23 protein-coding genes are annotated in these 25,428 nt (G+C 70.3%); 5 read left to right on the plus strand and 18 right to left on the minus strand.

Features of this window, described 5'->3' with window-relative positions; translation table 11 throughout:
- The 10 genes from MEICH_RS0103885 to dcd form a co-directional block, all read right to left on the minus strand.
- On the minus strand, positions 1-1,382 hold a 1,382-nt coding region (locus MEICH_RS0103885; protein ID WP_051303888.1), incomplete at its 3' end, for an ATP-binding protein.
- Positions 1,383-1,862: 480 nt separating this feature from the next.
- Positions 1,863-3,059 (minus strand): trans-sulfuration enzyme family protein, encoded by a 1,197-nt coding sequence (locus MEICH_RS0103890; RefSeq protein ID WP_027891513.1) that lies wholly within the window; start codon positions 3,057-3,059, stop codon positions 1,863-1,865.
- Positions 3,060-3,130: 71 nt separating this feature from the next.
- A complete protein-coding gene (locus tag MEICH_RS0103895; RefSeq protein ID WP_027891514.1) occupies positions 3,131-3,802 on the minus strand; it encodes an ABC transporter ATP-binding protein in 672 nt (223 codons plus the stop codon).
- Positions 3,799-5,898, minus strand: a complete 2,100-nt coding sequence (locus MEICH_RS0103900; protein WP_027891515.1) for an ABC transporter permease — start codon at positions 5,896-5,898, stop codon at positions 3,799-3,801. The genes MEICH_RS0103895 and MEICH_RS0103900 overlap by 4 nt, the downstream gene beginning before the upstream one ends.
- A 39-nt stretch (positions 5,899-5,937) precedes the next feature.
- Entirely contained in the window at positions 5,938-7,041 is a 1,104-nt protein-coding gene (locus MEICH_RS28395; RefSeq protein WP_157202601.1) for a thioredoxin domain-containing protein, read from the minus strand.
- Positions 7,042-7,118: 77 nt separating this feature from the next.
- On the minus strand, positions 7,119-7,781 hold the full coding sequence (locus MEICH_RS0103905) for a winged helix-turn-helix transcriptional regulator (RefSeq protein WP_027891516.1): 663 nt from the start codon (positions 7,779-7,781) through the stop codon (positions 7,119-7,121).
- A gap of 65 nt (positions 7,782-7,846) precedes the next feature.
- Positions 7,847-8,968 carry an ATP phosphoribosyltransferase regulatory subunit gene (locus MEICH_RS0103910; RefSeq protein ID WP_027891517.1) on the minus strand — a complete coding sequence of 374 codons (1,122 nt, stop codon included), beginning with the start codon at positions 8,966-8,968 and terminating at the stop codon, positions 7,847-7,849.
- A 57-nt stretch (positions 8,969-9,025) separates the two neighbouring features.
- On the minus strand, positions 9,026-9,583 hold the full coding sequence (locus MEICH_RS0103915) for a peptidylprolyl isomerase (RefSeq protein WP_051303889.1): 558 nt from the start codon (positions 9,581-9,583) through the stop codon (positions 9,026-9,028).
- Between the two features lie 20 nt (positions 9,584-9,603).
- Positions 9,604-10,221, minus strand: coding sequence for a peptidylprolyl isomerase (locus tag MEICH_RS0103920; RefSeq protein ID WP_027891519.1), 618 nt, complete (start codon positions 10,219-10,221; stop codon positions 9,604-9,606).
- Between the two features lie 278 nt (positions 10,222-10,499).
- Entirely contained in the window at positions 10,500-11,048 is a 549-nt protein-coding gene (gene dcd, locus MEICH_RS0103925; protein ID WP_027891520.1) for a dCTP deaminase, read from the minus strand.
- Positions 11,049-11,096: 48 nt separating this feature from the next.
- Here dcd and MEICH_RS26880 point away from each other — a divergent pair, with 48 nt between their 5' ends.
- A complete protein-coding gene (locus MEICH_RS26880) occupies positions 11,097-12,458 on the plus strand; it encodes an Ig domain-containing protein (protein WP_051303890.1) in 1,362 nt (453 codons plus the stop codon).
- 46 nt (positions 12,459-12,504) lie between these two features.
- Here the strand turns inward: MEICH_RS26880 and MEICH_RS0103935 are convergent, their stop codons facing one another.
- Positions 12,505-12,942, minus strand: coding sequence for a hypothetical protein (locus MEICH_RS0103935; RefSeq protein WP_027891521.1), 438 nt, complete (start codon positions 12,940-12,942; stop codon positions 12,505-12,507).
- A 326-nt stretch (positions 12,943-13,268) separates the two neighbouring features.
- Here MEICH_RS0103935 and MEICH_RS0103940 point away from each other — a divergent pair, with 326 nt between their 5' ends.
- Entirely contained in the window at positions 13,269-13,940 is a 672-nt protein-coding gene (locus MEICH_RS0103940; RefSeq protein ID WP_027891522.1) for a GntR family transcriptional regulator, read from the plus strand.
- 234 nt (positions 13,941-14,174) lie between these two features.
- On the opposite strand, the gene MEICH_RS0103945 is transcribed toward MEICH_RS0103940, so the two are convergent.
- Positions 14,175-14,846 (minus strand): response regulator, encoded by a 672-nt coding sequence (locus MEICH_RS0103945; RefSeq protein WP_027891523.1) that lies wholly within the window; start codon positions 14,844-14,846, stop codon positions 14,175-14,177.
- On the minus strand, positions 14,843-16,474 hold the full coding sequence (locus MEICH_RS0103950) for an ATP-binding protein (RefSeq protein ID WP_027891524.1): 1,632 nt from the start codon (positions 16,472-16,474) through the stop codon (positions 14,843-14,845). Before MEICH_RS0103950 ends, MEICH_RS0103945 begins: the two co-directional genes overlap by 4 nt.
- A gap of 152 nt (positions 16,475-16,626) precedes the next feature.
- Between MEICH_RS0103950 and MEICH_RS0103955 the strand changes: the two genes are divergently transcribed.
- The 3 genes from MEICH_RS0103955 to MEICH_RS0103965 are packed head-to-tail and all read left to right on the plus strand — an operon-like array spanning position 16,627 to position 19,621.
- Positions 16,627-17,598: a Bug family tripartite tricarboxylate transporter substrate binding protein gene (locus tag MEICH_RS0103955; RefSeq protein ID WP_027891525.1), complete on the plus strand. Its 972-nt coding sequence runs from the start codon at positions 16,627-16,629 to the stop codon at positions 17,596-17,598.
- Between the two features lie 55 nt (positions 17,599-17,653).
- On the plus strand, positions 17,654-18,109 hold the full coding sequence (locus tag MEICH_RS0103960) for a tripartite tricarboxylate transporter TctB family protein (protein ID WP_027891526.1): 456 nt from the start codon (positions 17,654-17,656) through the stop codon (positions 18,107-18,109).
- 3 nt (positions 18,110-18,112) lie between these two features.
- Positions 18,113-19,621, plus strand: a complete 1,509-nt coding sequence (locus MEICH_RS0103965; protein WP_027891527.1) for a tripartite tricarboxylate transporter permease — start codon at positions 18,113-18,115, stop codon at positions 19,619-19,621.
- A 245-nt stretch (positions 19,622-19,866) separates the two neighbouring features.
- Here the strand turns inward: MEICH_RS0103965 and MEICH_RS26885 are convergent, their stop codons facing one another.
- The 5 genes from MEICH_RS26885 to MEICH_RS29150 all read right to left on the minus strand — a co-directional run.
- Complete coding sequence (locus tag MEICH_RS26885; protein WP_051303891.1) at positions 19,867-21,630, minus strand: tetratricopeptide repeat-containing diguanylate cyclase; 1,764 nt, start codon at positions 21,628-21,630, stop codon at positions 19,867-19,869.
- A 78-nt stretch (positions 21,631-21,708) separates the two neighbouring features.
- Positions 21,709-23,343: an Eco57I restriction-modification methylase domain-containing protein gene (locus MEICH_RS23495; RefSeq protein WP_051303892.1), complete on the minus strand. Its 1,635-nt coding sequence runs from the start codon at positions 23,341-23,343 to the stop codon at positions 21,709-21,711.
- Positions 23,344-23,545: 202 nt separating this feature from the next.
- A complete protein-coding gene (locus MEICH_RS0103980; protein WP_027891528.1) occupies positions 23,546-24,193 on the minus strand; it encodes an anti-sigma factor in 648 nt (215 codons plus the stop codon).
- Entirely contained in the window at positions 24,183-24,737 is a 555-nt protein-coding gene (locus MEICH_RS0103985) for a sigma-70 family RNA polymerase sigma factor (protein WP_027891529.1), read from the minus strand. The genes MEICH_RS0103980 and MEICH_RS0103985 overlap by 11 nt, the downstream gene beginning before the upstream one ends.
- 254 nt (positions 24,738-24,991) lie before the next feature.
- A partial coding sequence (locus MEICH_RS29150) for a 5-oxoprolinase subunit C family protein (RefSeq protein ID WP_036218276.1) occupies positions 24,992-25,428 on the minus strand: 437 nt, incomplete at its 5' end.

Here is a 25,428-nt window from a genome sequence, read left to right on the forward strand (position 1 = left end):
AGCCTGAGGCCGTCGAGCAGCACGGCCACGGCGGCGGGCTCGAGCGGCCGCAGCTCGACGCGGGCGGCCAGGCCCGAAGCCACCAGTTCGTCCACGGTGGCCTGGGCCTGGGGCGTGAGCTCGCCGGGGCGGTAGGTCATGACGTAGCGGGGGATGTCGCGGTTGAGGCCGTAGGCCGCCCGCTGGGAGATGAGGTAGGCGCCGAGTTCGATGGTGGCCTGGTCGTAGTACTGCACGTCGTCGCTGATGGAGGCGGCGAAGCGGGCGCCGGTGAGGCGCACGAGCTCGAGGTAGGCCTGGTAGAAGCGCAGCCGCTCCCCCTCGCCCTGCGCGGGCGGCTCGCCCTCCTCGCGCAACTCGGGCAGGATGCGGGCGAGCTCGAGGCGCACCCAGGGGGGCAGGACCACCTCGGGCGCGGCGGCCAGGCGTGCGCGGGCCAGGCTCACCGCGGCCGCGAAGGGGATCTCGCGGAAGCCGGGTCGGGCGGGGAGGTAGAGCCCGCCGCCCTTGGAGGCCGCGAAGTCCTGCACCAGGCGGGTCTTGCCGATGCCCGGCTCCCCGACGACGTAGATCACCCGGCCCGCCTCCCAGGCCTCCTCCATCAGGGCCCACTCGCGCTCGCGCCCCGCCAGCACGGGCGGGCGCTGCAGGGCGAGAGGGATGGGCTTGTGCTGGGCGGGCGGGAGGACCGGCAGGGCACCCCGCCCGATCTCCTCGGCCAGGGCCACGGTCTCCTCGAGCGGCCTGACCCCCAGCTCGCGCTGCAGCACCTCGGCGCAGCGCTGGTAGGCCCTGAGCGCGGCGGCGCGGTCGCCCAGCAGGTAGTGCAGCCGCATCACCCGCCGGTGCGAGGCTTCGGAGATGGGGTCGGCCTCCAGGAGCTTCTGCGCCCAGGACAGCGCTTCGGCCAGCTTGCCCTCGCGCTCGAGGCGCTCGCACAGCAGGCCCAGCGCCTCCCGCCGCAGCTCCCGCAGCCGCTCGCGCTCGTGGAGCAGCCACTCCTCGAACTCGGGGCAGTCGTCGTAGTCGTAGCCCTCCAGCAGTTGCCCCTGCCACTCCAGCCCTTGCCCCTGCCCGGAGGTGACCTGGCTCTGCAGCTCGGCCACGTCGCTCTCGACCCCCGGCCCCAGGCCCAGGGGGTCACTGCCCGAGAACAGCCCCTCGAAGCGGCGCAGGTTGAAGAGGGTCTGGCGCAGGTTGTTGCGGGCGGAGGCGTCGGAGCCCTCGGGCCACAGCAGCCCGGCGAGCCTCGAGCGCGGGGTGGGCCCCTCCAGCGCCAGGTAGGCCAGCAGGGCCGCCGGCTTGCGCTCGAGCGGGACCGGGGGCTGGCCGGCGCGGTGGAGGTGCGGGGTGCCCAGCACCCGGAGCTGCCAGGGGGTCACAGGCCCGATTTTACGCCAGGCCGCAGGGAATTCGTAAACCACCCCTACCGACCGCTACGCAGTCTGGTAGGGGCTTTCCGAGGAGAGACGATGCATAGACGAGATCCTCAGAATCCGGGCCGGTTTACAACGGCCCCTGCCCGTCGAGCCAGCTCTTCGGGCATTGCACCTGCTCAAAGAAGCCTCCCCCTAGGGGGTGCGTTGGGAGCAAGGCCGTCGGAGTTTTACGGTACGGCGGCTGGGTGCGGTGCGAAACCCTACCCGTACCAACCCCCTACCCCGGGTTTCAAGGTGCGCAGTGAAGGGCCGCCAGGCCCCCGGCGATGCCGGTACTCAGGGAACCGTGTTCCCGAGGCTTATCTTGCCACAAAGGAGGTGAGTGGGTGTAGCGCTCTGGCGAGCGCCCGGGGCTCTACCTCCCTGACCAAACCCCAGCTTGGTCAGGGTCTCCCGCCCCAGACCCCAATCGGATGAAAACGCTCAGCCCTCGCGCGGCCCCACCGGCACCGCCTGGACCGCGCGCTCGAGGGCGTGCTCGAGGTCGGCGATGAGGTCTTCGGGGTCTTCCACGCCGACGGAGAGCCGCACCAAGCCCTCGCTGACCCCGTGGCGCTCGCGCAGGGCGGGCTCCAAAAGCTGGTGGGTGGTGGAGGCGGGGTGGGTGGCCAGCGACTCCACGTCGCCCAGGCTCACCGCCTGGGTGAACAGCTCGAGGCTGTCGAGGAACACGCCCGCCGCCTCGCGGGAGGGCAGCTCGAGCGAGACCAGCCCCCCGAAACCCTGCATCTGCCGCCGCGCCACGGCGTGCCCGGGGTGGGAGGGCAGGCCGGGGTAGTGCACGCGCCGGACGGCGGGGTGCTTGGCGAGGTACTCGGCCACCCGCATCGCGCCCGCGCAGTGCGCCTCCATCCGCAGGGGCAGCGTCTTGACGCCGCGCAGCAGCAGGAAGGCCTCGAAGGCCCCCAGCGAACCCCCCAGGTGGCGCAGGCCCTCCATCCGCACCGCGTCCATCAGCTCCTTGGGCCCGGCCAGCACCCCGCCCAGCGCGTCGCCGTGGCCGCCCAGGTACTTGGTGGCCGAGTGGAGCACCACGTCGATGCCGAGCTCGAGCGGCCGGGTGAGGCAGGGGGTGGCGAAGGTGTTGTCCACGCAGGTCAGCACGCCGTGGGCGCGGGCGACGCGGGCCACTTCGGCCAGGTCGTAGATGCGCAGGGTGGGGTTGGTGGGGGTCTCGAGGTAGACGAGCTTGGTGGCCGGGGAAAGCGTGGCCTCCAGGTTTTCCACGCTCCCCGCGTCGGTGACGATGACCCCGAACTTGTGCAAGGTCTCGAGGAAGAAGCCCTCGGTGCCGCCATAGAGCGGGGCCAGGTACACCACCTCGTCGCCCGGGCGCAGCAGGGTGAAGGCCAGAGCGCTCACCGCCGCCATGCCGCTGCTGAAGGCCACCGCGTCCTCGGCGCCCTCGAGGCTCGCCATCTTTTCCTCGAAGGCCCGCACGGTGGGGTTGCCGATGCGGCTGTAGATGAAGCCGGCCTCCTCCCCCTCGAACAGCCGGGCCCCGCGCTCGAAGGAGCCGTAGGCGAAGGTCGAGGTGCTGTAGACGGGCGTGGCGTGGGCGCCCGTCAGCGGGTCGGGGCGCTGGCCGGCGTGCACGGCGCGGGTGCGGAAACGTTTCATGTTTTAACCTCTGCCCCCATCTTATCGGGTCGCGTGAGGGAAGGGTGTCCTCGAGGCACACCCGCCCGGGCTCAGCCTTCGGCTACCTGGCCTCGCTCGAGCCGCAAATGCCGCTGCGCGCCGCGGGCCACCTCCGGGTCGTGGGTGACGAGCACTACGGTCGTGCCTTGGGAGTGGAAGGCGTGGATGAGCCCCAGGACGCGGTCACGGTTGATGGGGTCGAGGTTGCCGGTGGGCTCGTCGGCGAGCAGGACCTGGGGTCCGTTTGCCAGGGCCCGCGCGAAGGCCACCCGCTGGGCCTCCCCGCCGGAGAGCTCGGCCGGAAGGTGGGCGGCGCGGTCGGCGAGCCCGACCTGCTCGAGCAGGTGCAGCGCCCGCTCCTCCCGGGCCCGGGGGTCGGCCTCGAGGCGGGCGATCTCCATGGGCAGCAGGACGTTCTCCAGCACGGTCTTGCCCTGGACCAGCCGGAAGGACTGGAACAGAAAGCCGAAGGTTCTCGCGCGCAGGCGGCTCTTCTGGGTGTCGGACAGCCCGGTGACGGGCGTGCCTTCCAGGCGGTATTCCCCTGCCGTGGCCTCGTCCAGCAGCCCGATCAGGTTGAGCAGCGTGGACTTTCCCGAGCCCGAACGGCCCTGGATCGCCCAGAATTCCCCCCGGCCCACGCGCAGGCTGAGGGGCCCCAGCGCCCGCACCGTGCGCCGGCGCATGGGGTAGTCGCGGGTTACGTCGGTGAGCTCGATCATTCCTGCAACGCCTTTCCGAAGAGCTCGGCCGGGCTGAGGGCCAGCTCCTCCCGCAGCGCGAGGTGGACCGCCCCCCAGCTCAGCAGCAGCAGCACCGCGCCGAGCAGGGCCAAAGTCGCCACCTGCGCCCCCGAAACCCAACCCAGCGCCCACGCGGACAGCGCCAGCGAGACCAGCCCCGCCAGCACGGCCCCAGGGAAGCGCCAGAACCGCGCGAACACCCACAGCCGGGTGCGGCTGCGCTCGAGGCCCAGCAGCCGCCACACCGCGATCTCGGCGAAGCGCTGGCGCACCAGTTGCCGCAGGCTGGCGACGAAGACCTGGGCCGCCACCGCCAGCGCCAGGATGACGAGCACCACGACGTCCCGGAGGTCGCGCTCGGCCTGGGCCTTGAGGGCCAGCGCGAACCCCGCCGGGCGCGCGACCCCGACCTGGCGCCCCAGCCGTTCGCGCAGCACGGGCGCCAGGGCCTCGGCGTCTCCCGCCACCCGCAGCACCAGGCCGCTGTAGCCCAGGGGCGGCACGCGGGGCAGCTTCGAGAGGAAGGGGTCCCCCAGCCCGGCATAGGCGTCGGCGACGAAGCGGGGGCGGTCGGGGCCTAGGTAGTCCCGGACCACGCCCACCACCCGCCACTTCAGGCCGGCGTTGAAGGCCACCTCCCCGCCCAAAGCCAGCCCCGCCGGGCGGAGCCGGCGCCACGTGCTCTCGCTGAGCGCGAGTTCCCGCTGCCCCCCCACGGGCCAGCGGCCCTGCACGAGCTCGAGGCGCGCCGCCCGGACCAGGCCCGTGTCCATCAACACCACACGGTCTAAGTCCCAGAACACCTTCCCCCCCACGCTGAGCGGGGCCCCAAGCCGGACGTAGTAGCCGCACTCGAGCACCTGCGGCAGCCCCAGCCGGGCGCAACTGCGCTCGTCGAAGGGCCGGGCCAGCCCCACCGAGGGGCTCACGTCCACGCGGTCGGCCCCGATCCGGCCGACGAAGCGGGCACCCTCCTCCCACCGCTCCAGGGTCTTGCCCAGCACGAAGGCCCCGCCGCCCGCGATGCACGCGACCAAGAGGACCGGCTGCACGGCGTCCCGCCAGCTCTCCCGCGTTTCGCCGCTGGCCCGGGCCAGGCTGAAGCGGCTGGCCTCGCGCACCAGCAGGGCGGTGGCGGTAAAGCCCACCGCCAGCAGGCCCGCCGCCAGCGGCAGTACGGAGGGCAGCGCGTACAGGGAGTGGCTCGAGGCCGCGTACGCCAGCGCCGCCAGCAGGGCCAGGCCCGTGGGAAGCGCCCAGTGGGGGAGCGCGCCGAGGAGCCAGCGCCGCTCGAGCTCCCGCCGGGTCAGCCCCAGGGCGCGCTCGAGGCGGTAGGTGTCCTGCTGCCGGTGCCAGTGGGCCCGCAGGCTGCCCAGTATCCCCAGCACCGCCAGGGTGAACAGCCCGCACGCCAGGAATACCCGCAGAAGCAGGCTGCGGCTTTGCAGGGAGTAGCCCCCCAGGTCCCAGAACAGGCCCAGGCCCGATCGCCACTCGAGCACGGGGCCACCCTCGCCCGCCAGGGCCGCTTGTAGCCGCTCCCGTGCCGGGGCCGAGGCGGCCACCAGTTGCTCCACCCGCGCCTCCACCGTCTCCACAGGCTGCACGAGCACGTCGTCCGGGTCCCGGCGCCAGGGCACTGCCCCGACCAGGCCGACCACGGTGAAGGAACCGACCCGCTCGCCCAGCCGGTACGGCCCGCCCTCCCGCGCCAGCGCTTCCTGGGGGGTGGTCGGCATGCGCCCCGCCTCGAGCGGCGCCGCGAGGCGCAGCCAGGAGGGGGATACCCGGGCCACCATGGCCTCGGCCCGGTGCTCCCGCAGCCCGGGCCGCTCCCAGCGGTACAAAGCCGCGACTTCCCCTCGTCCGGCGAGTGCCGCCAGCACCTTCTGAGCCCGCGGGCCCAGCGTGAACCCGTCTGGGGGCTGCGCGACGTAGAACTCGCCGGTACGGGCCCAGGCTGCCCAACCCTCGGCCTGTGTCCGCCGGTACTCGACCACCAACACCAAGGCCAGCACGGCGGCCAGGAACGCCGTGCTGGTAGCGAGCGGGACTTTGCTTAGCAGGTTCCGCATGAGTACCGTAAGGCTGAGAAGCCTCCTGGCCGCACCCGGTTATTGCTTGAGAGCCATTTCCAGTGCCATGGTAAAGGGCTGTCGGTACAGAATCTCTCGGTTATTAGATGAAGTTTTTACCGTGTAATCCCGGTAGCTAAGCCGTCCAACGTATTTGTCTCCCTCGAAAATAAAGGTAGAAGGCCAACTCTCCACATTCCATTCTTTTGCAAGGGCGCCCTTTGGGTCATGGATGACCGTAAGGCCAAGTGTTCCTGACGGCTTCCCCCCGACCGCTACCAAAACGATTCCGTGGCCGTTTTGGCTTAGGCGCTGCAAGTCACCCTTCAGGGATTCAAAAAGTTCGGAACAGGGCGGACAGTTGTCATGAGAGAAGATAACCGCCGAACGTTTGCCGGTTGACCCCAAGACGGGTTTGAGTTCATCCACCCAGGCACCCAGGCGCGACCAGTCCAGCCGCGCGTTCGGGGTCAGGCCGCGCACCTGGACAGTCCTGACTTTTTCGCCACCCAGTAGGCGTTCCACCGCCGCGGGAAGCTCCGTTTCCTCTGCAAAACCGCTGCTCCGGCGCACGTACTGGATCACGCCGGTCTCATCGAGCAGGTAGACGGCCGGAACGCCCCCCGCGGCCAGTGCGGCGGGCAGGCGCCCCACGCCCGGTCCACTGGAGTCGCCGTTGGCACGGAAATCGGCGATCAGGACATTTTGGGGTTGGCTGGAGGGGAGCTCGCCATAAGTCACGAACTCCGCGATTCGGACGGGCTTACCATACAACTTGGCGATAGCTGCTTCGCAGCTCGTGCACCCATGGCGACCGACGAACAAAACGGTGCGGCTCCCGTGGATGGAGTGCTCGCGGTTCTCCAGATCCCGGAACGGCACATCGGGCATACGCTCGCCCACCTGTAGCGGGCGTCCTCGGCTCGATAACAGAAACTCATTGTATATTTCCTTCGCGATACGCTCGGACTCCGCCCTTTCCTCCGGGGGCAACGCCGCTATTCCGATAACTTCCCGAATGTCGGAATTGGACAGCGCCGATGTTCTGAGCAGTGAGAAAATCCCAACGGTCAATAGAATAAGCAGTAAGATTAGCGGCACCAGCCACCGGCGACGCTTATGGGACGCGAAGGGTGAACTCATGATTGATCCTCGATTTTCAAAGATAATATCTGTAAGAGTAAAAATCAAGAAATGTTATTGATATTAAATTGAGTTAACTACAGCACCACGGGCTCGGGCATCTTGAACAGCCCCAGGAAGCGCCGGGCGAGTTCCGCGTCGCCATACACGAGCAGTCGCCCGGAGCTCACGGCCTCGGCGAAGGGCTGCCCGGCGAAGGCCAGCGCCCCCAGCGTCGCCACGTCGCCCTCGAGCACCGCGTCGGGCCGCTCGGCCCGGCCGCGCGCGATCTCGAGCGCCCCGCCCGCGACGCGCACCCGGAAGCGCTCCTCCCCCACGCGCAGCTCGTACGTCGCCTCCAGGCCCTCGGCGGCCGGGGGATGGAACATCGTCTTCATCGCGGTGACGAGCGTGGCGAGGCTGATGGGGGCCTCGGCGGGCCGCCAGGGCGAGCGGGCGCCCCAGCGGCCGAGCTGCTGCAGGATGGGCTCGAGCTCGTAGCCCCACTCGCTGAGCTCGTAGACCCACACCGCCGCCGGGGGCGGCAGCCGGTGGCGGCGCACCACCCCGATCTGCTCGAGGTCCTTCAGGCGCTGGGAGAGCACGTTGGGGCTGATGTGGGGCAGCCCGGCCTGCAGGTCGCTGAAGCGCTTGGGGCCCAGCAGCAGCTCGCGCACCACCAGCAGCGCCCAGCGCTCGCCCACCAGGTCGAGGGCGTGGGCCGCTGCACAGCCGTCGTCGTAGGAGCGCTTGCCTGCCATCTACCCCAGGGTAGCAACTGCCGCTACCGAGGGTGTAGCTTCAGGTTGCAATTTAGGAGCCGGGCTCAGGGCTCCTCGAGCCGCCCCTCGAGGGCGATGAGGGGGATGCCCCGGCTGCGGGCGTAGAAGCGCAGTTGGGTGAGGTCGTCGGTCCAGGCCAGCTCGACCCGCTGCCCTTCGGCGCGGAGCTCGCGGGCTAAGTCACGGTCGAGGGCGAGCACGTCGGGCACGCGGGGCTCGGCCGAGAGCTTGGGGGCCAGCCCGCCGCGCGGGGCGAACAGCGCCTCCATCACGCGCTCGAGGCCCACCGTGAAGCCGCAGGCCTGGGGCAGCAGCGTGCCGTCGTAGCGGCCCCCGCCCAGCAGGGGGAGGCCGAAGTCCTGGGTGTAGGCCTGGAAGTTGATGCCGGTGTAGTAGTCGAGGCGGCGGGCGCGGCCTAAGTCGAGGAGGAGCGGCACGTCGGGGAGGAGGGCCAGCACGGCCTCGAGCCAGTCGAGGTCGGCGTGGGCCTTGTCGGTGAGGCTGAGCTTGCGGGCTTCTTGCAGCACCTCGCGCCCGCCGTAGAGGTCGGGGAGGGCCAGGATGGCCGGGGCCGGGCCGCCCACGCGGTAGGCCCCGAGCAGCCCGGCGAGCTCGGGGATGTTCTTGTGGTGGATGGCCTGGCGCAGGCTCTCGACCTGGGCCCGGCTCAGGCCGGTGCTCTCGAGCAGGTCGCGCACCAGCGAGGGCAGCCCCACCTCGATGCGGGCTTCCTCGAAGCCCAGCGCCTGCAGGGCCTCCCAGGCCAGCTCGAGCACCTCCGCGTCGGCGCGGGGGCTCGAGACGCCAATGAGCTCGACGCCGAACTGGGTGTACTCGCGCACGCGACCCAGCTCGGCGTCGGCCTCGCGCAGCCACACCTGCCCGGCGTACTGGTAGCGCGCGGGGTAGCGCTCGGGCGGGAAGGCCTCGACGAGGTTGGCCAGCGCCGAGGTGAAGTCGGCCCGCAGGGCCAGCACGTCGCCGGTCTTGTCCACGAGCTTGAAGGAGCGCTCGGCGAGCACGTGGCGGGTGTCGTAGAGCTCGAGCGCTGGCAGCTCGACGAGCTCGTACCCCCAGCCGTGGAACAGCTCGGTCAGCCGCCCGGCCAGCTCGCGCCGCAGCCGGGCTTCGGGGGGGAGGTGGTAGCGGGTGCCTTCGGGGATCATGGGGATAGCGGATAGCCGATAGCCGCTCATCCCTAGCTATCGGCTACAGGCTACGGGCTATTTGCTCTTCGCGAAGATCTTCACCGACACGATCTTATCCCGCGCGTCGCCGCGGGCCGGGCCCGGCACGCCCTCGGTGGGGGCGATGGCTTCGACGACTTCCATGCCCTCGCTCACCTGGCCGAAGATGCTGTACTGCTGGCTGAGGTGGGGGATGGGGGCGAAGGTGACGAAGAACTGTGAGCCGTTGGAGTTGGGGTTTTGCGTGCGCGCCATGCCCAGGCGGCCCTTGCGGTCGTAGTTGAGGTGGGGGGCGACCTCGAGGCCGAACTGGTAGCCGGGGCCGCCGGTGCCGGTGCCGGTGGGGTCGCCGGTCTGGGCGACGAAGCCGGGAATCACCCGGTGCCACACGATGCCCTCGAAGTAGCGGTTGAGCGCCAGGAAGACGAAGGAGTTGACGGCGTTGGGCGCCTCCTTGGCGAAGAGCTCGACCGTGAAGCGGCCCTTGCTGGTCTCGATCTCGGCGGAGTAGTCGTACTTCTCGGGATCGATGACCTGCTCGGGCTGGCGGAAGTTGTGCTTGGGGGTTTGGGACAAATACTCCAGTGCTTGCATGGGGCCTCCTGTGGGGGTGCTCACTTGTTGCGCACCAGAATGCGCACGCTCCTGATCTTGTCGCGCTTGTCGGGGTCTACGGCCTGGGGGCCTTCGGTGGGGGCGAGCTTGCCGAGCACGTCGATGCCCTCGACGACCTCGGCGAAGATGGTGTACTGCCCGTTGAGGATGGGCGTGGGCTGGAGGGTGATGAAGAACTGCGAGCCGTTGGAGTTGGGGTCGAAGGTGCGGGCCACGCCCACCATCCCGGCCCGGTCGTACCTGAGCTTGGGGCTGACCTCGAGCCCGAAGCTGTAGCCCGGCCCCCCCGCCCCCGTGCCGGTGGGGTCGCCGGTCTGGGCCACGTAGTCGGGGATGACCCGGTGCCACGCCAGCCCGTCGTAGTAGCGGTTGAGCGCCAGGAACACGAAGGAGTTGACTGCCACCGGCGCCTCGACCTCGAAGAGGTCGAGCCGCATCTTGCCCTTCCGGACGACCTCGATCTCGGCGAAGTAGTCGTACTTCTGCGGGTCGATGACCTGCTCAGCGCGGCTGAACTCGCGCACCGGCTTGTCGGAGCGGTACTCGAGGGCCCGCAGGGAGCGGTTTCCGCACCCGGCGATAGCCAGGAGACCCACCAGGCACACGAGCCAGCGCATCGCTGTGCCAGTGTATACCAGGTGGGGGTGGTGGGATGTGTCGGTGGGCGATAGCCGGGCGCCGAATGCGGGTCGTACGTGGTACGCCGAACGCCGAACGCCAAACGCCGAACGCCGAACGCCGAACGCCAAACGCCATGTTCCCCCCTTAGCAAGGGGGGTTAGGGGGGATAAACCCTCCCCGCGCGCGGGGAGGGGTAAACCACGAGCCACGAGCCACAAGCTGATCGCTGACGGCTGATGGCTGACGGCTCCCCACAGGCCACAAGCCCGGCCCGTCAGATGCGCGGCAGGGTGATGCCCCGCTGGCCCTGGTACTTGCCCTTGCGGTCGGCGTAGGTCACTTCGGGGCGCTCGCCCTCGAAGAAGACGAGTTGCACGACGCCCTCGCCCGCGTACATCTTGGCGGGAAGGGGGGTGGTGTTGGAGAACTCCAGCGTCACGTGGCCCTCCCAGCCGGGCTCGAGGGGGGTGATGTTGGCGACGATGCCCACCCGGGCGTAGGTGCTCTTGCCGATGGCGATGGCCATGACGTTGTCGGGCATGCGGATGTACTCCATGCTGCGGGCGAGCACGAAGGAATTGGGGGGGATGATCACCTCGTCGCCCTCGTAGTCCACGAAGCTCTTGGGGTCGAGGCCCTTGGGGTCGGCGATGGTGTGGAAGACGTTGGCGAAGATCTTCCACTCGCGCGCGGCGCGCAGGTCGTAGCCGAAGCTGGTCAGGCCGTAGCTGATGACCCCCTCGCGCACCAGGCGCTCCTCGAAGGGCTCGATCATGCCCTGCTTGGCCTTCTCCCGAATCCACCAGTCGGGCTTAATGCTCATAGCGCTAAATATACCCTCCCTCTCATTAGACCCCAGTAAACTGCCGCTATGTCGGCTCCAAAACTCGCCAAACTCGTTCTCACCTCGCTGGCGCTGACCCTGGCCGCTTGCGGGGGGGACGAGAAGAACCCCAGCGGGCCTCAGGGGGCCTTGCGGATCGTCACCACCAGCCTGCCCCCGGCCTACGTCGGCGAGGCCTATTTGGCCCAATTGCGCAGCGAAGGGGGCCTGCGGCCCCACACCTTCAAGCTCGAGGGCAACCTCCCCCGCGGCCTGACCTTCAACAACGGCGCCTTCACCGGCACCCCGCAGGAGAAGGGCAGCTTCGAGTTCACGGCCTTCCTCGAGGACGCCTCGCTCTCGCGCAACTTCCAGAAATTCACCCTCACCGTCACCGACCCCCCGCCGCCCAAGGTGAACCTGGCCCTGCCCCAGTCCGAGACCGCCGAGCCCTTCCTGATGACGGTGCGGCTGGAGGGCCGGGAGTCGCGGGCTTTCCAGGCCCAGTTCGTCTTCAAGGACCTCAAGGCCGCCCTCGACACCCTCAAGGCCGCCGACGGGCTGATCTACGTGGCGCGCTACAACGCCGAGAAAGGCATCCTCGACGTAGACGCCGCCTGGATCACCCCCCGCAAGGACACCGAGGCCCTGCGCCTGAGCCTGACCCCGGCCAAGCCCCTGCGCCCGCTGCAGCAGATGGCCGGCAACATCAAGACGGCCTTCTACGACAAGGACGGCAAGCGCTTCGCCCAGGCCGACACCTTCCCCCGCGACCCCAGCCAGGGCCAGTACGACTTCGAGACCCTGCTGCTCATCGCGCAGAACTGGGGCAAGAAGGCCCAGCCCGCCGAGAACAAGCAAGGCGAAGCGCCCAACACCCAGCCGAACCCCCCCGCGAACGCCCAGCCGGCCCCTCCCGCCGAGGCCAAGCCCGGCGAGACCCAGCCCGCCCAGCCGCCGCAGGGCCAGACCGGCGGGGAACAGGGCCAGAACCCCGCGCCCAAGCCCGAGGAACCCAAGACCGAGGGGCAGACCCCCGCCCCGGCCAAGCCTGCCGAAGGCCAGCCCGCCCCCGCGCCGGCCCCCCAGGCCCTCCCCGGCGACCTTAACAAGGACAACGTCGTCGACGCCAAGGACCTCGAGGCTCTGCGCGCCTCCTATGCCTGGAAGAGCGTGGGCGCCCCGGCGGCCCCGCCCAAGACCAACCAGCCCAACCCGTCGAACCCGCCCGCCGACAAGAAGGAAACCACTCCGCCCCCTGCCGAGCCTAAAAAGGAAGAGGCAGCGCCCCAGCAGCCGCCCGCTCCCACCCCACCCCCGGCGCCCGAGCAACCTCCCCAGGACGAGGAGGAGGAGAACCCCGGGGATCCTCCCGGTGAAGATGGCGGCGAAGGGGGCTCTAACCCCTAAACGCTAACGGCGGGGACATAGTCCCCGCCGTTCACTTCATCCCAGGTTACGGCAGCAAGGGCCGCCACCAGGGGATCCCCAGCAGCACCAGCACGAGGCTCAGCCCGTAGAAGATCAGGCCCTGGCGGTGCTTCTGCCGGTCGTCAGCGATTTTCTTGACACGGCTGCTGCCGACGTGCGCCAGGACGAGCGCCACCAGCATCACCACCCAGTGCTCGGCCAGGAAGAAGCGGCTCGAGCTGCTCTGCATGGCCGCCGAGACGTTGGCGGTAAGGCCACGGATGAAAGGGCTGACGGCGAAGAGGATCAGCCCCAGCAGCAGTTGCAGGTCCAGCAACCCGGTGTAGGCCATCCCCAACCGCCGGTCCAGCAGCACGTAGCCGCCCTGGCGCAATCCTTGAACGCTCCGGAAGATCAGCACCAGCGCGACCCCCAGCACCAGCCAGCGGGTCAGGTTGTGTAAGGTGAGGCTCAGGTCGTACATGAGCGCACCTTATCGAAATTGGCTCCTGGGGCGCAAGGGGCAAGCCGTCAGCTATCAGCCGTCAGCGGTCAGCCGTCAGCCGTCAGCTCGTGGCCCGTGGCCTGTGGCTCGTGGTTACCCCTCCCCTTCCCTCCCCGCGCGCGGGGAGGGGTATCCCCCCAGCCCCCCTTGCTAAGGGGGGTGAAGAAAAGGCGTTTCGCGTCTTGCGTTTTGCGTACGACGTAGGACGTACGACCGGCGTTAGGCGTCGGGCGTTCGGCTATCGGCTATCGACCATCGACATTGGCCTTGAGTTGGTATACCAGCTTGGAATACCATACCTAAACATGGTCGCACCTCAAACCGATGAAGCTTACCGCCGCCTGCGGCGTTCGATCCTTTCGCTCGAGCTGCCCCCGGGCGAGGCGCTCGTCGAGCGCAGGCTCGAGGAGATGCTCTCGGTGTCGCGCACGCCCATCCGGGCCGCTATCCAGCAGCTCGCCCGTGAGGGGCTCGTGCGCCGCACCGGGCGGGTGTACACCGTCGCCCCCATCGACCTCGACGAATTGCGCGAGGCCTTCGAGTTCCGCAGCCTGCTCGAGACCACCGCCGTGCGCATGGCCGCCCGGCGCAAGCCCAAGGCCCGCGAGATCCGCGAGCTCCTCGCCACCGTCGCCAGCGAGCCCGACCCCGAGGTCGAGCTCGAGAAGGCCACCGACTTCCACCTCGCCTTGGCCCGCCTCTCGGGCAACCGCTTCCTGGTCTCGGCGCTGGCCCAGGTGCTCTCGCGCATCTACCGCGCCCGTTTCCTCGAGATCACCCGCCCCCAGGGCGTCGACCACGCCCGCGAAGACCACGCCCGACTGATCGAACTCGTGCAGCAAGGCAAGGGCGAAGAGGCCGCCGAACTCGTCGAGCGCCACCTCGAGCGCTCCCACAAAGCCCTCCTGGAAAGCCTCAAGGACACCGAATGGGGCAGCATCCTGCTGGGCGGGGAGAAGGTGCGGGTGGCGAGGTAGGCGGAGGGTAGGAGAGCGGTCAGCGATCAGCCGTCAGCTTGTGGCTAGTGGCCCGTGGCTCGTGGTTTACCCCTCCCCGCGCGCGGGGAGGGTTTATCCCCCCCAGCCCCCCTTGCTAAGGGGGGTGACAAGGCGTCTGGCGTCTTGCGTTTTGCGTTTGGCGTTTGGCGTTCGGCGTACGACGTAGGACATACGACGTACGACCCGCGCCCGGCCATCGACCATCGACCCCACTCACGGCCTCTGCACCCGGTACCGCTTCACCGGCCGCCCCACCGTGCCGTAGCTCAGCTCGAGCCGGGCGAAGCCGCTCTGCTGGAGGTACTCGAGGTAGCGCCAGGCCGTCACCCGGCTCACGCCCACCGCTTCGCCCACCTCCTCGGCGCTCAAGGGGTGGGGCGTGGCCTGCAGGAGATGCTGGACCTGCTCGAGGGTAGTGAGGTCGATGCCCTTGGGCAGGCGCTGCTGGGCCCGCACGCCTAGAAGGCGGTCGAGGCGGGCCTGGGTGAAGGGCTGGGGCTGGGCCTTCATGCTCTGGCGCAGGCGGTAGCGCTCGAGCGCCTCGCGCAGGCGGGGCTGCTGGAAGGGCTTGATGAGGTAGTCCATCACGCCCTCGTAAAGGGCCTGCTGCACGGTCTCGAGGTCGTTGGCGGCGGTGATCATGACCGCCTCGAAGCGCAGGCCGCGCCCGCGCAGGGCCCGCACGAACTCCAGGCCGCTGCCGTCGGGGAGGTAGACGTCCACCAGCACCAGCTCGGGCTCGAGCAGCACGGCGAGCTCGAGGCCCTCGCCCACGCTCTGGGCGCTGCCCACCACCACGAAGTCGGGCCAGCCCGCGATCATGGCCTGGTTGACCGCCAGGACCCCCGGGTCGTCCTCGACCAGCAGCACCGGGGTGGGGTTCACGCCGACCCCTCCGGCAGGGCGCTGGCGGGCAGGCTGACGCGGAACACGCTGCGGCCGCCGCGCCGGAAGAAGCTGAGCTCGCCGCCCAGCGGCTCGACGTGCTGCTGCACGAGGTGCAGGCCCAGGCCCCGCCCCTCGCCGCGGGTGGAGACGCCGCGCTCGAGGATGCGCCGCCCCAGCTCGGGCGCGACGCCGGGCCCGTCGTCGCTGACCTCGAGCTGCAGGCCCTCGGGGTCCTCGCCCAGCATCACGCTCACGTGCCTCTCCTCGCCGCGCGGCTTCTCGAGCACCGCCTCGAAGGCGTTGTCGAGCAGGTTGCCCAGCACCAGCTCGAGCGTCTGGGAGTGCGGGGCCCAGGCCGCGCTCAGCGCCGATCCGGGCTCCAATCGCAGCCGGATGCCCAGCTCGCGGGCCCGCTGGTACTTGCCCAGGATCAAGGCGGCCAGGCGGGGCAGCTCGAGGTCGGCCACCCGGTCGCGCAGGGCCTCGACCTGGCCCGCCTCCTGCTGGATCACCGCCAGCGCCTCGGCGGGGCGCTCGAGCTCGATCAGCCCGGCGATGGTGTGCAGGCGGTTCTGGAACTCGTGGGTCTGGGCCCGCAGCAGCTCGGCGTAGCGCCGGGTCTGGGTGAGCTCCTCGGCCATCTGCAGGATCTCGGCCCGGTCGCGGAAGACCACCAGGCGCTGCCCGCCCGGCATCCCCAGCACCCCCACCAGCACCGGCTGGTTGCCGACGTGCAGGGGCTCGTTCTCGGTGTTGCCGCCCGCCAGCAGCCCGCTGCGGGCCAGCTCGGGCCACAGCCCCTCCAGCGGCAGCGGCGCGTCCAGATCCCCTGCGATCCCCAGCATCTGCGCGGCCTTGGGGTTGGCGATCTGCACGTGGCCCTGGGCGTCCACCACCAGCACCCCCTCCTGCAGGGCGCTCAGCACGCTGCGGTGCTGCTGCACCAGCGCGGCGATCTGCTCGGGCTCGAGGTCGAGCATGGCCCGCTTGATGCGGCGGCTCAGCCACACGCTGCTCAGCAGCGCGAAGACCAGCCCCAGCCCGAACCACGGCAGCAGCGTGGCGCTCACCTGCAGGGCGATGCTCTGCACGGTGGGCAGCAGGTAGCCCGTGGAGACCACCCCGACCACCCGGCCGGCCGCGTCGCGCACGGGCACCTTGCCCCGGATGGCCGCGCCCAGCGAGCCCGTGGCCACGCTGATGATCTCGCGCCCGGCCAGCGGCTCGGCGTTGTCGCCGCCCACCATCGGCTTGCCCAGCCGGTCGGGGAGGGGGTGGGCCAGCCGGATGCCCCGCTTGTCGCCCACCACGATGTAGTCGGCGCCGACCCGCTCGCGGATGCGGTTGACCAGGGGGTTGAGCGTGCGCGAGGGGTCGGGGTCGTCGAAGGCGGCCACCACCTCGGGGATGGTGGCGACGGTGCGCGAGATCATCAGCGCCCGTTCGCCGTAGCTCGAGCGCACCGAGCGCTGCAGCGCCGCCACCTGCACCGCGGCCAGCACCCCCATCAGCAGCGTGAACACCGCCACTTGCAGCAGGAAGAAGCGCATCTGGATGCCCAGGCGGCGGGAGGCGGGCCGGGGAAGGAAGCTGGCCGTGCGCGGTTTGGCTCGAGCGAGGCTCATGGTCTTTGGGTCATCGGGGCGGAGAGGCGGTACTCCAGCATCGCGCAAAAGGCGGGCGGCGCCAAGGGGGGTCGGTGAACACAATTTACAAAAACTTGACCCCGCCCCGGCGCCTGGGGACAATCGAGGCACCTGATAAAGCAGGAGGGAGCATGAAGAAGCACTGGTTGATGCTGGCTTTGGGCGCAGTCCTCGGCGGCTCGAGCCTTGCCGCTTTCACCCCCAAGGCGCCGGAGTGCATCGCCCCGGCGGGGGCGGGGGGCGGCTGGGACCTCACCTGCCGCAGCGTGGCCCAGTTGATGTTCGACCTCAAGATCGTGCCCCAGCCCTTCAAGGTCACCAACGTGACCGGGGCCGGGGGCGGGGTGGCCTACGCCAACGTGGTCACCCAGCGCGGCGACGACGCCAACCTGCTCGTCGCGGCCTCCCCGGCCACCACCGTGCGGCTGGCCCAGGGGCAGTTCAGCCAGTTCACCGAGCGCGACGTGCGCTGGCTGGGGGCCATCGCCGCCGACTACGGCGTGGTGGCGGTCAAGGCCGACGCGCCCTACAAGACCATGGCCGACCTGGTGGCCGCCTGGAAGGCCGACCCCAGCAAGATCGCGGTGGGCGGCGGCAGCGCGGTGGGCGGGCAGGACCACATGAAGGTGCTGCTGCTGGGCCGGGCGGCGGGGATCCAGCCTCGAGCCATCAAGTACGTGCCCTTCGACGGGGGCGGCCAGGCCATCACCTCGCTGCTGGGCGGCTTCATCCAGGTCTTCGCCGGCGACGCCTCCGAGCTGCGCGGGCAGGTGGAGGGCGGCACCGTGCGGGTGCTGGCGGTGATGGCCCCCCGGCGGCTGGCGGCGCCCTACGCGGGCGTCCCCACCGCCAAGGAGCTCGGCTACAACGTCGATTGGGTGGTGTGGCGCGGCTTCTACGTGCCCAAGAACATGCCCGAGGAGGCCTACAACTTCTGGCTCAACGCCCTGCGCCGGGTGGCCCGTTCGCCCGAGTGGGCCAAATTCCGCGAGCAGAACTCGCTGGGCGAGTTCGTGTCGCTGGGTGCTGAGTTCCAGGTCTTCATCGACCGCCAGGTCAGCCAGTTCCGCAACCTCTCGAAGGAGCTGGGGATCATTAAGTAAGGCGGGCCTCGAGCCCGGGGCACCCGTCCGGGTGCCCACCGTTTTTGGAGGTGCCATGCCCAACCCTGCCCGCCGCGCCGACCGCATCGTAGGGGTCTTGCTGCTGCTGCTCGCCCTGGGCTACGGCTGGACGGCCAGCCGCTTCGAGGTGGGCCTCCTCTCCGACCCCGTGGGCCCCAAGCCCTTCCCCTACCTCATCGCCTTTTGCACCGCCGCCGCCAGCCTGTGGCTGATCCTGCGGCCCGACCCCGACCCGCAGTGGCCGCCCGCGGCCTTCTGGCTGCCGCTGGGCCTGGTGCTGGGAAGCCTGGTGGCCTACGCCTACTTGCTGGTGCCGCTGGGCTTCACCCTGGTGACCACGCTCGAGATGGCCCTGCTCGCCGTGCTCTTCGGCGCGCGCTGGTGGCAGGGGCTCCTGGCCGGGCTGGCCTTCAGCCTGGTGGTCTACTTCCTCTTCACCGCCGGCCTCAACGTGCCGCTCCCGGCGGGGCGGGTCTGGGGGTTGCGCTAGCCTATGGACATCCTGCAAGCCCTCGCCAACGGGTTCGGGGTGGCCTTCCAGCCCGTCAACCTGCTGCTGGTCTTCGTGGGCTGCCTGGTGGGCACGCTCATCGGGGTGCTGCCCGGCATCGGGCCCATCAGCGGGGTGGCGCTCCTGGTGCCCCTGACCTTCGCGCTCAAGCTGCCGCCCGAGTCGGCGATCATCCTGCTGGCGGGCATCTACTACGGCGCGATGTACGGCGGCAGCACGACGAGCATCCTGCTCAACATCCCCGGCGAGACCTCCTCGGTCGTGACCACCCTGGATGGCAACCAGATGGCCCGCCAGGGCCGCGCCGGGGCCGCGCTGGCCATCTCGGCCTGGGGCTCCTTCATCGCCGGGACGCTGTCGGTGCTGGCGCTGATGCTGCTGGGGCCCTTGCTGGCGCAGTGGGCCATCCGCTTCGGGCCCGCCGAGTACTTCGCCCTGATGATCTTCGGCTTCTCCACCCTCTCGGCGCTGGCCGGGAAGAACATGGCGAAGGCCCTGCTCGCCACGCTCTTCGGCCTCTTGCTCTCGACGGTGGGCCAGGACCCGCAGAGCGGGATGTCGCGCTTCACCTTCGGGCTGCTGCAGCTCGAGGACGGCATGGACTTTTTGGTCGTGGCCATCGGCCTCTTCGCGGTGAGCGAGGTGCTGATGATCCTCGAGGACAAAGCCCCGCCGGCGGTGCAGGCCACGGTGGGCCGGGTCTACCTCTCGCTCAAGGAGTTCGTGTTCTCCCTCGGCAGCATCCTGCGCAGCAGCGTCCTGGGCTTCATAATCGGGGTGCTGCCGGGCGCCGGGGCCAGCATCGCGAGCTTCGTGGCCTACACTGTCGAGAAGCGCCTCCTGGGCAGCCGGGCCCGGTTCGGCCAGGGCGACATCCGCGGGGTGGCCGCCCCCGAGTCGGCCAACAACGCGGCGGCGGGCGGGGCCATGATCCCCCTGCTCACCCTGGGCCTGCCGGGCAGCGGCACCACCGCCATCATGCTGGGGGCCCTCGTCAGCCTGGGCGTCACACCGGGCCCGCAGATGTTCCAGCAGCACCCCAACGTGGTGTGGGGCCTCATCGCCTCAATGTACGTGGGCAACGCCATGCTGCTGCTGCTCAACCTGCCGCTGGTGGGCCTCTTCGTGCGCCTCTTGGCCGTGCCCTCGTGGTTTTTGGTCCCCGCCGTGCTGGCGGTGAGCTTCATCGGGGTCTACGCGGTCAACAACAACCCCTTCGACCTGCTGCTCATGACCGTCTTCGGCCTGCTGGGCTACCTCATGCGCAAGCTCGACTTCCCGCTGGCCCCCGTCCTGCTGGGCCTGGTGCTGGGCTACTTGATGGAGGTCAACCTGCGCCGGGCGTTGGCGATCAGCAACGGCGACGTGGGCTTCCTCTTCAGCAGCCCCATCGCCGTGGCGCTGTGGGTCCTGGCCGCCCTCTCCCTCTTCGCGCCGAGCCTGCTGAGCCGCTTCGTGCGGCGGGGGGCGCTGGGGGATGATGAGATATAGGGTTGATAGCCCATAGCCGATAGCCGATAGCTGATGGCCGAACGCGGGTCGTACGTCGTACGCAAAACGCCAAACGCAATACGCCAAACGCCAAACGCAAGACGCAAGACGTCTTGGCCCCCGGCCCTAGACCCTCGCGCCAGCGGGGAGGGCCGGGGAGAGGTCTCCACGAGCCATACGCCCCAAGCTTTTTTAGCTACCGGCTATCGGCTATCGACCATCGACCATCGACCATCGACCATCGACTATCGACTACCCCCCGGCGGCATCTTCACCCGGTTCTTCCCCTCGCGCTTGGCCTCGAGCATCAGCGCGTCGGCGCGGGAGATCATGGGCTCGTGGCTGGGGCCGGAGGTGTCGTCGCACAGGCCGAAGCTCAGCGTCACACGCAGGTCGGGGTGGATGGAGTGCCAGGGGTAGCCCTCGACCGCCTGGCGTAGGCGTTCGCAGATGTGGCGGGCCTCCTCGAGGGGGGTCTCGGGGAAGACCAGCACGAACTCCTCGCCGCCGTAGCGCCCTACGGTGTCGCCGGCGCGGCAGCCGCCCTGCAGCAGCCGGGCCACCACGCGAAGCACCTCGTCGCCGACGGGGTGGGTGAGCTGGTCGTTGATGGCCTTGAAGTTGTCGATGTCGGCCACCGCGACGGTGAGGGGGCGGCCAGTGCGCCGGACGCGGGCGAACTCCTGGTGCAGGTAGCTCTCGAGGTGACGGCGGTTGGCGAGCTCGGTGAGGGGGTCTTCGAGGCTCTGCCGCTCCAGCAGCCCGGCCTGGCGGCGCAATTCCTCCAGGAGCTGGCTCTTCTCGCGGTCGAGGGCCTCCAGCGCGGCGTTGACCTCGGCCAGCTCGGCGCTGCGCTGGCGCTCCTGCTCGAGCTTGTAGCGCATGGACAGGGCCAGGGTCTGGTGCTGGAGCTGCTCGTCCTTTAGCTGGAGCTCGACCCGGCGCAACGCCTTGTGGGCCTGCAGGGCCTCCTCGAAGCGGCCGAGCGCCTCGAGCACGCGCGACTGGGTCTCCAGCACGTCGCGCCGCAGGCTGAGGTTGTCGTCGCCGAGCTGCAGGGCGCGCTCGAGGTCGGCGAGGGCTTGCAGGGGGTCGCCGGCCTGCAGGTGGGCCTCGGCTATGCAGCGCCAGGCGTCGGTGAGGCTGCTGGGCGACTCGCTGAGGGTGGCGAGCTCGAGGGCCCGCCCGAAGCACTCCAGCGCCCGCTGGGTCGCGCCGAGGGCGAGGTGGGTCTGGCCCAGCGTGTTCCAGGAGGCGCTCTGGTAGTCGCGGTCGCCGAGCTCGTCGTAGAGCGCGATGGCCCGCTCGAGCTCGGCGATGCTCTCGTCCAGGCGCTTCTGCCGGTAGTAGATGTAGCCCCGCAGGTTGTGCACGTCGGCCTGGCCCAGCCGCAGGCGCAACTGCTGGCGCAGCTCGAGCGAACGCCGGGCGAACTCGAGGGCCTGGTCGTAGTCCTCGAGCTCGAGGTGGGTGGCGGCGAGGTTGCACAGCACCATGGCCTCGAAGGCCGGGTCGGCGACGGAGCGGAAGAGCTCGAGGGCCTTGAGGTAGTGCTCGAGCGCGAAGCCGAAGCTGCCCAGTGTGCTGAAGACCCAGGCCAGGTTGTTGCGCGCCAGGGCTTCCAGCCAGGCGTCGGCGGCGAGCACGGCGATCTCGAGCGCCTCGCCGAAGTGGGCGTGGGCGGCGGCGTAGTCGGCCTGGTACATCCGCACCGCGCCCACGTGGACGAGGCAGCGGCCCACCCCGGCCCTGTCGCCCAGGGCCTCGAAAGCCTCCTTGGCCTGCAGGGCGAGCTCGAGGCCCCGCTCGTACTGCGACAGCAGGATGTGGCAGTCGGCGGCGCCCCGCAGGGCGTGGGCCGCGCCGGTGGAGCAGGCCTCGGCCTGGGCAAGCTCGAGGGCCTGCTGGTACAGCCGCAGGGCCTCTTTGGGGTTTTCCTCGCGCCAGGCGGCTGCCTGGCGGAATAGTCCGTCCAGAACGGGGGAAGTTTGGGGTTGGTGTAGAGTCACTGACCGGACCTCGGGCACGCTAAAAGGTGTCGCAGCAACCATTGTGCGCCCGGGCGATCCTCGAGCCCTTGTAATTCATCACAAACCGTACACCCGGGCCAGCGCCCTCTGCTGGAGCCGGGCCGCCCCGCTCGCCAGGTCCCGCCGGATCTCCTCGGGCAGCTCGGGCCAGCGGGGGAGGCGGATGCGGCGCAGGGTCTGGGCCTGGTAGCGGTGGTAGCCCCCGCGCATCTCCACCGAGTACGCCCGCACGAACAGCGCGGCGACCGGCGAGCGCAGCACGGCCTGCAGCGCCGGCAGCGGCCAGGCGCTCGAGGTCACCCAGTAGAGGTTGTGGTGCGGGTAGTAGCGCCCCTCCTCCAGCACCACGATGGGGCGCCCGGCCAGGTCGGGGATCAGCAGCTTGGGGGTGTGCCGGAGGGCGGGGTCCACGCGGTCGAGGGTGCGGAACCACTGCTCGGGGCGCTTGCGGGCGACGTAGCGGCGCTCCAGGGCGGGGCGGTGGGCCTCGAGGTAGGCCCGCAGCCGCGGGTAGCGCGCTAAGTCCACCAGGCGGCCCTCGGCGTCGAAGGGGTTGACGAGCACCCGCCCCGACCACGCGACGCTTCCTGAGCGCACGTCGGCGGCGAGCAGCAGGGGGAGCTTGCGGTCCTCCTCGACGTCGAGGTCGGCGGGCCGCACCAGCACCGCGTCGGCCCCGCTGGCCACCCCGATGCCCACCCGGCAGCCGGCCTCCTCGAGCGCGGGGAAGCGCCGCTCCCACTCGCGCAGGCGTTCGAAGCCGGCGCCGAGCTCGAGCAGCCACGGGCCGTCCGGCGGCGTGGCCTCGGGCCCCACCCGCACCCAGCGCCCCTCCCGCCCCGCGACCTCGGTGCCCGGGTGGGGCTCCTCTGCCCGGGTGATGACCGTGACGGCGGGGTAGGCGGTCACGGCGTGCTGGAAGGGCTGCTCGCCCTTGAGGTCGGCGTAGCGCTCGAGGCGGTAGCCCTCGGCGATCAGGCGGCGCAGGGGCTGGCCGTAGCGGTTCTTCATCCAGCGGTCGGTGCAGAGGTAGGCCAGCCGGCCCCCCGGGGCCAGCAGCCGCAGGCCCCGCTCGAAGAAGGGCACGTAGAGGTCGGCGCGGTGGCGGAAGGTGGGGTAGCGGCGGCGGTACTCCGCCAGCAGCGCCGGCGGGACGCGCTCGAGCCGCAGGTAGGGCGGATTCCCCACCACGTGGGTAAAACCCGCCCCGCCGTGCGCCGGGGAGCCGTTTCCGCCGAGATCGGCCAGCAGAAAATCGCCCTGAACCAGCCAGGTGTGAGCCAGATGAGCGGCGAGCCGCCGAGTTATCCCCAATTTCGCGAGCCTGTTAATAACTTTGTGGATAACTTGCCCGTGGCTCTCGCGGTGAAGCTCCACCCCGCGCAGGCAACCCTCGAGCCCGTCGGCGTTACGGGCACTTCCCCCGCGGTCGAAGTGGGCGGCGAGCAGTCGCTCGAGCGCCTCGAGCAAAAACTCCCCCCCGCCGAAGCAGGGCTCGAGCAGCCGGAAGCCCCGGAGGTCGTGCTCGGGCGTGTAGCCCAGCCAGTCGAGCATCCGCCGCACCACCTCGGGCCGGGTGAACACCGCCCCCCGGTCCTCCGCCCCCGCCCGCGAAAGCCCCTCGAGGGCGTCGTGCACCTCCGGGCGAACGAGCGTCAAGGCGTCTCGAGGAGGCCGCTCGGCGTAATCCATGGCCTGAATCTTATCAGGGCGGTGCATGGGAGGCGGTAAGCAGTCAGCTTTCAGCCGTCAGCCTGGGGCTCGTGGGGGATATCCCCCCTAGCCCCCCTTGTTAAGGGGGGTAAAAAGGGGCGTTTGGCGTCTTGCGTCTTGCGTACGACGTACGACCCGCGCCCGGCGTTCGGCTATCGGCTATCCGCTATCGACCACCGACCTAATCCCTCGGCAACGCCCGGATCTCGTGCGGGAACGGGCTCCCGCCCTCCGGTTCCTCGGTGACGTGGACCTCCTGGAAGCCCGGGGGCATGGTGAACTCGACGAACTTACCCTCGAAGGTGGGGAGGGCCACGTGGTCGGCCTGGTTGACGCCCCATAGCTGGTAGGTCTTGCCGGGGGGCGGTGGGGGGAGGTCGACGTAGACCAGCGTGCGGCCGTCGGGGCGGTAGATGGCGCGGCCTACGGCCTTGCCGTTCTCGTCCACCAGGGTTTCGACGCGCGCTTTCGGGTCGGTGAAGGCCTGGACCCAGGGCCACCAGCGGTAGGCCCAGCTCCCGCCCCACGCGAGGGCGGCCAGCAGCAGCACCGCGGCGGCCTGGGCCAGGACGCGGGGCCAGGGGAGGCGCTCCGGCCCAGGCGGTGGGGCGCGGCGGATGCGCCCCATCACCCTGGCCTTGAGCTCGCCCCTGGGCGCGACCGGGGGCACGCTCTGGCTGAGGTCGGCCGCGGTTTCGAGCAGTGCCCGGAGCTCGGCCTGGAGCTCGGGGTGGCGCTCGAGGGCTGCCTCCACCGCCTGTCGCTCGGCCTCGGGCAGGGCGTCGAGCGCGTAGAGGGGGAGGAGTTCGCGCAGCTCCTCAGGCTTCACGCAGCACCTCCCGCAGCCTGGCTAAGGCCCGCCCCACGCGGGCCTTGAGGGTTCCCAGGGGCCAGCCCAGGGCTTTGGCGGCCTCGGGATAGGTCAGGCCCCGGAAGTGCAGCGCCTCGATCACCCGGCGCTCCTCCGGGCTCAGGGTTTGCAGGGCCCGCTGGACGCGCACGCGGTCCAGGGCGGCCCCCTCGTCGAGGCCGGGGCCCGGCAGGTCGAAGGCCTCTTCCTCCTCCGGGGACAGCTCGAGCCCCCGCGGGCGGCTGGCCTCGCGCCGCACCCGGTCCACGCAATAGTGGTGCCCCACCGCCAGGATCCAGCTCCGGCCCGTGGCCCTGCGGCCGTCGAAGCTGCCCGCGCGGCTCCAGATGCGGTAGAAGATCTCCTGCACGCAGTCCTCCCGGGCGTCGCGGTCGAAGCCCATGCGCTGGGCCAGCCCCAGCATGGCCGAGGCGTAGCGGTCGTAGAGAACCTCGAGGGCCTTCTCCTCCCCCCGGGCCACCAGCGCCAGCAAGGCCTCGTCGGGAAAGCCGTCCCAGTCCATTGGGCCCTATCGTACTGTACGCACTCTGGTGCTTTGTCGGACGGGGGGGGAAATGGGGATGGCCGGACGCGGGAAAGCGTCGATAGTCGATAGCTGATAGCCGAACGCCGAACGCGGGTCGTACGTCGTACGCAAGACGCCAAACGCGAAACGCGAAACGCCCTTTCTTCACCCCCCTTAGTAAGGAGGGCTGGGGGATAACCCCCACGAGCCACTAGCCTTCCGCTGACGGCTGACCGCTGAAAGCTGACGGCTTATCGCTCCCAGCCCACAAACCTTAGCTGCTGCCCTGGTCGGAGCTGGGCGAGGTGGGGGAGGTCGGCGGGGTGGACTATGGCGGGCTTGGCGTAGCCGCCGAGGGTGCCGCGGTCGTTGAGGAGGACGATGGGTTGGCCGCCCGGGGGGACCTGGACGGCGCCCAGGGGGGTGGCTTCCGAGATCACCTCGCCGCCCGGGACCTCGTGGCGGGCGGCCAGGCGCATGCCCATGCGGTCGGCGGTGCCGACCTCGAGCGCCTGCGCGCACAGCGCCTCGAGGGCTTCCCGGCTGAACTGGGGCCCGGGGAGGAGGCGGACGCGGGGTTCGGGGGGGAGTTCGGGCTGGGGGTGGCGGAAGCCGGGGCGCACAGAGCGAGGCTCGGCCACCCCCAGCACGTCCCCGGCCTGAAGGGCCCGCCCGACGAGGCCGCGCA

It is taken from the genome of Calidithermus chliarophilus DSM 9957, assembly GCF_000430045.1.
GTDB lineage: Bacteria > Deinococcota > Deinococci > Deinococcales > Thermaceae > Calidithermus > Calidithermus chliarophilus.

Excerpts from the sequence above, each read along its gene's own strand:
- MEICH_RS0103890 (WP_027891513.1), bottom strand. The coding sequence starts at position 3,059 with ATGAAACGTTTCCGCACCCGCGCCGTGCACGCCGGCCAGCGCCCCGAC.
- MEICH_RS0103895 (WP_027891514.1), bottom strand. The coding sequence starts at position 3,802 with ATGATCGAGCTCACCGACGTAACCCGCGACTACCCCATGCGCCGGCGC.
- MEICH_RS0103900 (WP_027891515.1), bottom strand. The coding sequence starts at position 5,898 with ATGCGGAACCTGCTAAGCAAAGTCCCGCTCGCTACCAGCACGGCGTTC.
- MEICH_RS28395 (WP_157202601.1), bottom strand. The coding sequence starts at position 7,041 with ATGAGTTCACCCTTCGCGTCCCATAAGCGTCGCCGGTGGCTGGTGCCG.
- MEICH_RS0103905 (WP_027891516.1), bottom strand. The coding sequence starts at position 7,781 with ATGGCAGGCAAGCGCTCCTACGACGACGGCTGTGCAGCGGCCCACGCC.
- MEICH_RS0103910 (WP_027891517.1), bottom strand. The coding sequence starts at position 8,968 with ATGATCCCCGAAGGCACCCGCTACCACCTCCCCCCCGAAGCCCGGCTG.
- MEICH_RS0103915 (WP_051303889.1), bottom strand. The coding sequence starts at position 9,583 with ATGCAAGCACTGGAGTATTTGTCCCAAACCCCCAAGCACAACTTCCGC.
- MEICH_RS0103920 (WP_027891519.1), bottom strand. The coding sequence starts at position 10,221 with ATGCGCTGGCTCGTGTGCCTGGTGGGTCTCCTGGCTATCGCCGGGTGC.
- dcd (WP_027891520.1), bottom strand. The coding sequence starts at position 11,048 with ATGAGCATTAAGCCCGACTGGTGGATTCGGGAGAAGGCCAAGCAGGGC.
- MEICH_RS26880 (WP_051303890.1), top strand. The coding sequence starts at position 11,097 with ATGTCGGCTCCAAAACTCGCCAAACTCGTTCTCACCTCGCTGGCGCTG.
- MEICH_RS0103935 (WP_027891521.1), bottom strand. The coding sequence starts at position 12,942 with ATGTACGACCTGAGCCTCACCTTACACAACCTGACCCGCTGGCTGGTG.
- MEICH_RS0103940 (WP_027891522.1), top strand. The coding sequence starts at position 13,269 with ATGGTCGCACCTCAAACCGATGAAGCTTACCGCCGCCTGCGGCGTTCG.
- MEICH_RS0103950 (WP_027891524.1), bottom strand. The coding sequence starts at position 16,474 with ATGAGCCTCGCTCGAGCCAAACCGCGCACGGCCAGCTTCCTTCCCCGG.
- MEICH_RS0103955 (WP_027891525.1), top strand. The coding sequence starts at position 16,627 with ATGAAGAAGCACTGGTTGATGCTGGCTTTGGGCGCAGTCCTCGGCGGC.
- MEICH_RS0103960 (WP_027891526.1), top strand. The coding sequence starts at position 17,654 with ATGCCCAACCCTGCCCGCCGCGCCGACCGCATCGTAGGGGTCTTGCTG.
- MEICH_RS0103965 (WP_027891527.1), top strand. The coding sequence starts at position 18,113 with ATGGACATCCTGCAAGCCCTCGCCAACGGGTTCGGGGTGGCCTTCCAG.
- MEICH_RS23495 (WP_051303892.1), bottom strand. The coding sequence starts at position 23,343 with ATGGATTACGCCGAGCGGCCTCCTCGAGACGCCTTGACGCTCGTTCGC.
- MEICH_RS0103985 (WP_027891529.1), bottom strand. The coding sequence starts at position 24,737 with ATGGACTGGGACGGCTTTCCCGACGAGGCCTTGCTGGCGCTGGTGGCC.